We start from the raw sequence: 9,882 nt of genomic DNA on the forward strand, positions 1-9,882 counted from the left end.
GGAACTACCTATTCTTTGCTATTACAATCACCACAAATAGGTATTCTTCTCAAATAGCATCACCATATATAGTTATTTTCACAAAAACGAAGAAACTTCTTCCTTTTCAAAGCGTTATTTATATAGAAGATATAGTAACTTAAAAACAAGAATTATGCATAAACTGATTTTAGTGAGACACGGAGAAAGTGTCTGGAATAAAGAAAACAGATTCACGGGTTGGGCAGATCCCGATTTGAGTGAGAAAGGAGAAGATGAAGCTCGCCATGCAGGGCGCATGATAAAATCTGCCGGGATAAAATTTGATATCGCTTTCTCGTCCGTATTGAAACGTGCCATACGAACCATGCACCTGCTCGAAGAAGAGGCCAACTTATTATGGGTTCCGGAGACGCATAACTGGCGGCTCAACGAGCGTCATTACGGAGCATTGCAAGGATTGAACAAGGCCGAAACAGCTGCCAAATATGGTGACGAACAAGTACATATCTGGAGAAGAAGTTTCGACGTGGTGCCTCCACTACTGGAACCTGACGATCCAAGAAATCCTATAAACGATCCGCAATATAATAATGTAGATCCGGAGGTACTGCCCCTCGGAGAGTCACTTGAACTGACCATCAAGCGGGTGCTGCCTTTCTGGCAAGACCATATAGCCCCAGCTTTGCTTTCCGGAAAAACAGTATTGATAGCCGCTCACGGCAATAGTCTGCGAGCGTTGGTGAAATACCTGGATAAAATCAGCGATGAGGATATTGTAAAGCTGGAAATACCGACCGGAATACCGCAAGTATACGAATTGGATAATAAACTAAATGCCATCAGACATTATTATTTGGAATAATCCCCATAAATAAGGGTAGCGGATTACTCATTTCCCTATAAATAGGGATTTTGCGATACAACTCCCTACCCTATCTTTGCAGGGTCAATAAAAATAAAAACGAAAATGAAAAAGATTGGAATATTTTATGGTTCGACTACAGGGACAACAGAATCCGTAGCCAGAATTATTGCTAAGAAACTAGGTGTTAGTGATGAAAACGTGCATGATGCTTCCAAACTGACAAAGGAATTAGTAGAAGGATACGAAGTACTTATCCTCGGAACATCCACATGGGGAGACGGTGAAGTACAGGATGACTGGTATGATGCGTTAAAAATACTGGCAGGAATGAATCTTACAGGAAAATGTGTTGCACTGTTTGGTTGCGGTGATTCTGAATCTTATAGCGATACTTTCTGTGACGGAATGGGTATCATCCACGATGACTTGAAAGCTACCGGCTGTAAATTCTGCGGTTCAATACCTGTTGACGGTTATACATTCGATAACTCCAAAGCCGTTATCGACGGAAAATTCATCGGTGTGGCCATTGACGATGTAAACGAAGACGGAAAGACAGAAGAGCGCATCGACGAATGGATCAAAACTCTTTGCATAAACAACTAAAAGATCAACATTCATTGCGATGGAAAACGAACGAGCAGTTCCCGGAGAGGTAAGAATCTTCCTGAACCACATTTACGAATTCAAAAAGGGTGTACGCAATATGGTGCTTTACACCATGAATAAAGAATATGAAGAATTTGCCGTTCGCCGCCTGAAGAATCAAAATATCTGTTATCTGACACAAGAAGTCAGCGACAACAAGATAAACCTCTTTTTCGGGAAGAAAGAGTGCATGAATGCTATCAGACATTTCATCAATCGACCGCTGAACCGACTTACACCGGAAGAAGATTTCATACTCGGTGCCATGTTAGGATATGATATTTGCCAACAGTGCAAACGATTCTGCGGAAAGAAAAAGAGTGCTTGATTCCCGATTTTCTTATCGGGGGGTGTCAAAACTAAAATCAGCTATCTTTTATCATTCTTTAGGCGCGGATTATGCCGATTACACGGGTTATTTCTTTACTCTTTTCTGCGTAATCCGTACCTAAAAGATAGAGAATTAAGACTTCAGCGGGAATGGCGCAACCGAACGAAAAGATGATTTACTTTCATCATCATCGGCTTCCCTACCGCAATAAATGTCACAGCAACAAGAATCATTAAAATACCCATAATAATACGCGGCGTCAGCTGTTCACCGAATATCATTACCCCGAAGAACAAAGCCGTGACAGGTTCCAAAGCTCCAAGAATAGCTGTCGGCGTAGAGCCGATACTATGAATGGCAATAGCTGTACATAATAAAGAGATAACCGTCGGCAAAGACGCCATAGCCAAGATATTAACCCACGCCGAAGGAGAAGGTATCATTTGAAGCTCCGTACAAAAATTCAAACGGACAATATAAATCGATGATCCGAAAAGCAATGCATAAAACGTTAACTTACCGGTAGACATCGTTTTAAGTGAAGAATGGTTTACACCTACGATATAAATAGCATACGATAAAGACGAAAGAATAACCAAAAGCATTCCGAACAAACTCAGGGTTTCATCGCCATCTCCCTTATACAACAATGCTATCCCCGAAAGGGCAAGCAAAATACAAAAGGTAGTCAATAATGACACCTTCTCATGGAAAAACAAGAACATAATAACGGCCACCATGACCGGATATACAAAAAGTATGGTGGAAGCTATCCCCGCATCCATGTGCTTATAACTGATATACAGGAAAAAGGAAGATGCCGAGAACAACAATCCTCCGACTATCAAAGGCAGTATCTCATTCCTCTTTAAAGCAAACGATTGCCCCTGAAGTTTCAGCATGATGCCGAGGATAAGGACAGCAAATCCGTACCGGTAAAACAATACCGAATCAACAGACATTCCTTCCTGATAGAGAGGAAGCGTAAACAATGGATTCATACCGTAAGTAGCCGCAGCAACCGATCCGCAGACAAATCCTTTCGCTCTATTATTTATGTTCATATAAGATGACTTTCATTTTCGGGGGGCAAAGGTACACAATTATCCCGCATAACTATGCATCCCGCCCAAGAAATAGTTTACTCCGAAATAAGTCATCAGAATTGTTAAGAAAGAAAGGATCATATAGACATGAAAGAACAATGGTTTACGGAAAATACGCAAGGAATCCGTATGCAATGCAAAGGCATAAACCAAGAATGTAATCAACGCCCATACTTCTTTCGGATCCCATGCCCAATAACGTCCCCAAGAAACATTTGCCCATATAGCTCCGATAAAGATTCCCGCTCCGAGCAGAAATAATGCCGGGACAAGAAACAGTTGTGACAAGGTGTGCAATATTTCTATCTGCCCGTTTGCTTCCGACCGATTAAGAATCAGAGCCAGCAGTCCATTGAGAAAAGTAAAAGAGAAGAGTGCATACGACATCATAATCAACGACACATGCAGACTCAATAAAGGGGATGAAAGTACGGGAACCAAAGGGGTTATCTGCGGATTCATCTGTCCGATGGAAGATACCAACAAGCAAAATCCGGAAAGTAAAAGTCCGAAAGGAAGCATCAAACGGAATCTACGCCATACAATAAGTGCAGTCAGCAGAATACACCATGCCATCATCATCATTGTTTCATAGCCATTGCCCATCGGCCATCTGCCGCTGATATAACCACGCAACAGCAGACAAAAGCTCAATGTCAGGAAAGAGAGCCAAAGAACTCCGGAAAATATATCGGTAAACACTGTTGGCAAACAGGATAATTTCCTACCTTTCAACAAATAAAAACAAAACACAAAGAAGGCAAGCAGTCCTACCGTCAGATTTATCCTATATAATAAGGTAGCGAACGGAACATGATTATACAGTCTTTCCGCTTTTATTTTCCTTTCGGGCAACAAGGATTCTCCCCCATTCTTTTGCTGATAAGTTATCAGCTTGGAAATAAAATACCGGACTTGTTCACTGTCATTCTTTAAAACAGACTCTGCCAGCAGGTTTATTCCTTTACGAATGAAAAGCCATTGCGCATCACTTATCTCTGGCGGAAGCATAGAGGCAGGAGCATACCAAACTGTCTGCCCGTTTAGCGTCACAGGAAATACTTTAAATAATTCACCTTCATGCAACATCGACAATAGTTGTATCTTTTCGTCTGTTTCTACCGCCGCCTTTTTTAATTTACCCGGTTCTCCGTTCAAATACGGTTCAAGACGATATTCATTTTGAGACGTAAAGAAGTCTTTCAGTGAAACACGTTCCTCTTTAAAGCCCAATACATCCCTGAGTACTGCATCTTTTACATAAATCATCGGTTCTTCCTGCCAGGAAGAAGAAAACAATAACCATCCTAAATATATCTGCTCTGCCGTATTGCCTTTATAAGCCATCTTTCCTGTCAATTTCTGGGTAAAATCATAAGCCAAAGTTTGCAAAGGGGCTATTCTTCCGTTATACAATACCTGCACCTGTCCCATATAGGTAGCATCTACCTTGGTTAATGTCCGGTTTCCGGCAGTGGCAAGACCATATATTCCCAATAAGACCAATACACATATACTCCTTTTCAGCAAACCGCTTCTTAACACACGACGGAAATAACCATTACGTGAACAGAGATTCCATAGCATCATCGCGAATAAAAAGAAATACCCTGCATAGGTAACGGGAATACCCCAACGGTCACAGTTAACCGTAAGTATGCTTCCTTGCCGGTCACTGTCATAAGAAGCCTGATAAAAACGTATGCCGTGATATGAGAAAATACGGTTCATAGATACTTGCTCCTGAAAAGAACCTCCATCGGGAGAAGACACGGTAAACTTACTGATATAATCTGCTTCTGCATTTGTTCCGGGATAATAAGATACCACGAAAGTATCTAAAGTCAGCGTGAAAGGCATATCTATATGCTCTTCCTCATTTGTAATAAATGCAGAGACAGGTTCATTCATACGTAAGTGCACAATTCCATGTTGAGCGGTTAATGAAGTAAGCAATGCTCCGGCAAGAATCAGGAAGAAAGAGAAATGCAAAAGAAAAGCCGGAAGATTGCGTTGCAACTTTCGGCTCAGCATATAAGCAAATGACGACAATGCCAGAATCATCCATAAGGATGAAAACCACCATGCGCCATATATATGATTATTAACGAAATCCGTACCATCATACTTTTCCAAAAATGTGGCAACAGATAAAATAACAACGATAATACCTAAAAGAGAAAATGATAATTTCTTCATCAATTATAACGATTGAGATTAAAAAGATTATCGTGAAAAAGCCCTGAAAATCCTAATATGTCTATCCCACTTTAATGAGAAGATGCCGAAAAAGGTATAACAAACTTCATTTATACCCTTTCGGACATTCTCAAAATATCAGCAAAATTAAATCGATTCAAGGAACTTCACGACTGCATCCCTATCCGATTTACTTAATGCTCTGAACTTTTCTTTGGATTTCTGTGCATCGCCACCATGCCACATAATAGCTTCGATATAGTTACGTGCACGCATATCATGTAGATGTTCACCCGCACCGGTACATTTATCGGAAAGTCCGCGTCCCCACAACGGAGTAGTACGACACCATCCCGTACGGATATCATTTACCATCTCAAGACGGTGTTGCATTAAGTCTGTATACGGCCAAATCTTTTGATTCGGATACTTGGGCAGCTTGCCTTTTACCATCGGATCACCACTGTAATTATCTTCACCTGTAGTCCATGAAGGACGATGGCAAGCAGTACAGCCTATCGAATAAAATAATTTACGACCTTGCTGCACTACTGTGTTATCAAGATCACGGGCAGCCGGAACTGCCAAGCCGCGATGCCAAATCATAAAATCCAAATAATCCTCATCGGTCATTTCCACCGCCAAATCTTTATCCGGAGACATCAGATAATTATAAATATCGGTCTTTACATCTCCCGTTTTATTGTATTCCGGAAATTTATTATAGAAATCGGCCTGTACATCTGCATTTTCAGACATTGCCGTCGCATAAGCCGCTGTCATGTAATGATAACGACGGTCGGAACGGGTTACATTGGTAATATTCCAAATAGCATTGGCACCCGGACCATTCTGAAGTGTTCCACGGGATAAAGCATACGTAAAACGAGCCGGATGAGTAGTCCCGTCCACTTCCGTAATATCTTTACCTATTTTACCCTGACAATAACCGCGTGCCTGCTGCTTCTCATATTCCGCACGAAGAGAATCATCAGGAATAGCATCCAACAGTCCGGTTCCGTAAATACCGATTGTAGCCTCCAAACGTACATCATAGTTGGTCGGCTTGGGATTGGTATTAATATAAGCCGGATCGATCGTCACTTCCGGATAAATCAATTCATACGTTTCTCCGTCATCAAACTTATTTCCGTACGTATCCGTATGATTCTTCCATGTAACTTTAATCCCTTGTTCGTTCACCGGAGGCAAAAAAGGAGCTACCGCTTGACTTTGCGGCATACCGGTCAGCTCCGGAACATAAGCATAAGTGTCTTTATCATATACGACAAGAAGATAACCATTGCCGTAATCGTTGGCACGGTATCGGTCCATTCTTTTACCATGTCCGTATCCCGGATGGCATGAGATACATGAATTACGAAGATAAACCGGACCTAATCCACTACGTACCTCTTCCTTATTTGAATTGAATGTAAATTCAAAAGTACGCTCACCCCGTTTGAAAGCTGCCGCCATAGCGAGGTCATTATCTACTACCGGAGTTGATTGTTCGTAAGCACTGGCTGTAGAATTAAAAGTAGTACCCAACTGTCCGCCGGTATACAGTTCTTCCTGTAATTCTTCCGGAATTTTGCCATTTCCTCCGTCACCCTTGTTGTCAGAATTATCATCATCACACGCAATGAATGACAACACCAACAAGCATGATAAACATAATTTAAGTTTGCTCATAACTAAATTCTTTTTTAAGCATCCAAAGCATGCCGGCAGGAGCCAACATGCTTTTTCTCGGTTATTATAATATGATATGATTTACTCGTTAGTTTTCTTCTATTCTCTGCTTTATTTCCGTCAAAGTAGTAGCGAGCTCGTTACAAGCATCCATTGCAGCTTTAATCTCTGTTGTTTTATCCAGATTATTCCTGTATGGAGCAGGTATGCCGTTTATCTTTTCGATTGCATTCGCAATTGCCGCTTTCAGTTTGGTATCCAAATCCGCATCCAGTTTCTTCACACAAGCACTGACCGAAAGAGCTTCATTACGATTTCCCTTCATGGCAGCCGTTTTTCCTTCTCCTTGTGATGTATAATCAAATTCTGCCACATCGGCCATACCACCCAGATAAGCATTCTCAATGCTTCTAATATTATCTACATAGTCTTTCAAAGAATTGAAGCTATACCATGATTCCACTTCCAAAACTTCTTGTTTATACCATGGAGTATAAATCTTAGAGTTGCCTACCTCATCGGCAATATCAAAACAACCTTGTATGATTTCGGCAATTCCGCTTGTTGATGTCTTATAGTTCTTATTACCCTGTTCACCGGCTGCAATCAATTCTTCCCCATAATTACGGGTCGGAGTCAATTCATTAGCTTCCAGAAGTTCCTCTTTCGTTGCATCAAAAGCATTTCCGTCTTCATCTTCTATTTCAATACCGGTTTTTACATCGCTCAAAGCATCCACTCCTGCCCAGCTGGCTTCCAAACGTACACATTGTACGGCAAGGTCATCCGCTACACCTACGGCATATTTATATTGGTTTTCTGTGATATTGCTAACTCCTTTCGGTTTTCCTTCGCTAAACAAGATATACTCCAAACCATGAAATCCCAATAAGTTGTTTCCCAGATTACCTGCATCAAAATTATCTAAAAGGTAATTGTTGCCAAGTAAATTATCAAGAGCCGTCTTATCCAAAGGCCATGAATCGATATGCGGGTCTATACTGTAATCTGCCGCTGCACCATAAAGGAAAGATTCACTTAGCTCCCAGTACTGACGGGCATCACGCCAAGCCAGACAAGCTACCGCTAAATTGGCATCACTTCTGTCTTCATTCAATCTATTGACTGCTTTATCAAGAATAATTGCCTTATCCGCCAACGTCTTATAAGTCGGGATAACCGTATAATTCACATATTGCTCAAGTACGGACTTGAAAGTCTCGGCAGTTACAGTGCCTGCACCGCCAACATTATGATCCGAATCAGTATCGTCATCATCACTACAAGATGCGAAACCGGTTCCTAAGGCAATGGCAAAAGCCATCAAAAATGGGAATTTAAATAACTTGTTCATACCTATCTATTTTTATTATTAAATATATTTATCTGGTAAATAAACCTGCATAAGCCACACCGATAGAGAAACTCGGTTCATCATTGTATTGGCTCTTCAAGAAGCGTTTCGAATACTCCGCTTTGATTACAATCTCTTTCATCGGATAATAATTCAAACCGAATGCAACACGATGACGCTCCCAACACTCATTGTTTTGTATGCCCTTTTCCACTTTATACATGGAATCATAATAATCATAGCGACCGAACAAATAAAGTTTCTGTTCATCACGTAATTTCGTTAGAGAAAAGAAATCATATCCCATTTCTACGCCTGCACATAATGCATCCGAAGCAACGTTTGTCCTTGGTGAAGGAGATGCGCTGGGCATAGATTTATTGTTTTGAGAAATTGCTTTAGAATCTCCTAAATGTCCATAATCAAAACTACCGCGAACAATCCAGTTGTGCGCATCATAATCGAAATCAAAAGCCCCGATAAATACAGCTCCCTTCACTTTATTGCTGGCAGTTGCCGTTCTCAAACTGTTATTACCGCTATTTCCATAATAACCGCTTAATCCCATCCGCAATCCCGGTATCGAATAATTATCTACTCTGAATGCACCGGCACAAGAGTTGGCTATCTTAAATTCATAAGGAGAACCCGCACCTCCCTGTATCCAGTTTTGTTCATTAAAACGATCGGCATCCAAACCTGCGATAAACATTATTTCATAACGCCAGTCCTTTGCACGCCCCCAGAAGCTGACACCTGTTTCATGCCAAGTACAAGGAAATATCGTATTTTCACCTTCAGGACGATACACGCCGAAAAACTCTGTCGGTACATGGTTATTGTTAGTCAAACCTACCGGAACAATAATATGTCCCAAACGCAGATTAGCTGCCTTACAAAAGGATTTTTCAATCCAGAATTGTTCCAAAGCAACTTCACCGCCTCTTTCTATTTCACTTTCGTACTCACCGTTCTCTTCTTCCTCTATTTCCATGGCAGATTCGGTACCTCCGTGCTCAAATTCAATTTCACTGTACATCTTCCACCCTTTCCCGAAATTATAACCGATAAAGAACGTCACATGAGGGAGATCAAAACGACCGTGACCGTCAGCATCTTTATATTTTGAAGCATCCGTATAGCGTTTCCAGTTATCGCTATAAAAATTACGAGTATAAACCGCCTCTCCATAACCCCCAAAAGAAAGACGACCTTTATGCCGCATCGGTACAGAATCATTCTGAGCCAAAACAGGCATAGACATACCTACCAACAATAAAGAACAGGCACTCTTGCCCACAAAGTTCTTTATCTTCATTCTTACTGATCTTTGCATCTTTTTAGAATTAATATTATATATATTTTCCAAATTTTAATTCGTTGCAAAGGTATAGGCAGTTAAAAGATAGGACAATACCTATATATAATGAAAAAGTGCAAGGAGAATACCTATTTATGAGTATAGATGGATATAAACAAAAGATACGATTCGATAATTTGCTCTGAGAATATGCAAAAGAAAAAGTATTGATACTTACGATTAGTGACAAGTGACAAGAATGACAGACTTTTTAAAAGATATATAGTGATTAATATATAATAAGTATAGTGTATATACTACTATATATTTATATACATCTATATAAGTTTATGAAAACCGCTGTCATTTCTGTCACTTGTCACTGTTTCAATCAACCTGATG

At 40.6% G+C, this 9,882-nt stretch carries 8 protein-coding genes; 3 read left to right on the forward strand and 5 right to left on the reverse strand.

Annotated features, from left to right (window positions below; all coding sequences use genetic code 11):
- Positions 1-154: 154 nt before the first annotated feature.
- The 3 genes from gpmA (at position 155) to DXB63_RS08925 (ending at position 1,823) form a co-directional block, all read left to right on the forward strand.
- Positions 155-844: a 2,3-diphosphoglycerate-dependent phosphoglycerate mutase gene (gene gpmA, locus DXB63_RS08915; protein WP_122126057.1), complete on the forward strand. Its 690-nt coding sequence runs from the start codon at positions 155-157 to the stop codon at positions 842-844.
- 105 nt (positions 845-949) lie between these two features.
- Entirely contained in the window at positions 950-1,453 is a 504-nt protein-coding gene (locus tag DXB63_RS08920; RefSeq protein WP_122126058.1) for a flavodoxin, read from the forward strand.
- A gap of 19 nt (positions 1,454-1,472) precedes the next feature.
- Positions 1,473-1,823 carry a DUF2023 family protein gene (locus DXB63_RS08925; RefSeq protein WP_122126059.1) on the forward strand — a complete coding sequence of 117 codons (351 nt, stop codon included), beginning with the start codon at positions 1,473-1,475 and terminating at the stop codon, positions 1,821-1,823.
- Between the two features lie 143 nt (positions 1,824-1,966).
- Here DXB63_RS08925 and DXB63_RS08930 read toward each other — a convergent pair whose 3' ends face one another.
- The 5 genes from DXB63_RS08930 to DXB63_RS08950 all read right to left on the reverse strand — a co-directional run bounded on the left by DXB63_RS08930 (position 1,967) and on the right by DXB63_RS08950 (position 9,444).
- Positions 1,967-2,890, reverse strand: coding sequence for a DMT family transporter (locus DXB63_RS08930; RefSeq protein WP_122126060.1), 924 nt, complete (start codon positions 2,888-2,890; stop codon positions 1,967-1,969).
- Between the two features lie 39 nt (positions 2,891-2,929).
- A complete protein-coding gene (ccsA, locus tag DXB63_RS08935; RefSeq protein ID WP_122348205.1) occupies positions 2,930-5,131 on the reverse strand; it encodes a cytochrome c biogenesis protein CcsA in 2,202 nt (733 codons plus the stop codon).
- Between the two features lie 147 nt (positions 5,132-5,278).
- Positions 5,279-6,826, reverse strand: a complete 1,548-nt coding sequence (locus DXB63_RS08940; protein WP_122126061.1) for a di-heme oxidoredictase family protein — start codon at positions 6,824-6,826, stop codon at positions 5,279-5,281.
- Between the two features lie 88 nt (positions 6,827-6,914).
- Positions 6,915-8,180 carry an imelysin family protein gene (locus tag DXB63_RS08945; RefSeq protein ID WP_122126062.1) on the reverse strand — a complete coding sequence of 422 codons (1,266 nt, stop codon included), beginning with the start codon at positions 8,178-8,180 and terminating at the stop codon, positions 6,915-6,917.
- 28 nt (positions 8,181-8,208) lie between these two features.
- The gene (locus tag DXB63_RS08950) at positions 8,209-9,444 is read right to left on the reverse strand and encodes a hypothetical protein (RefSeq protein WP_233522836.1); all 1,236 of its coding nucleotides are present in this window, start codon (positions 9,442-9,444) and stop codon (positions 8,209-8,211) included.
- Positions 9,445-9,882 lie beyond the last annotated feature (438 nt).

The sequence above is a fragment of the Bacteroides sp. OM05-12 genome, from assembly GCF_003438995.1.
In the GTDB taxonomy this organism is placed as follows: Bacteria; Bacteroidota; Bacteroidia; order Bacteroidales; family Bacteroidaceae; genus Bacteroides.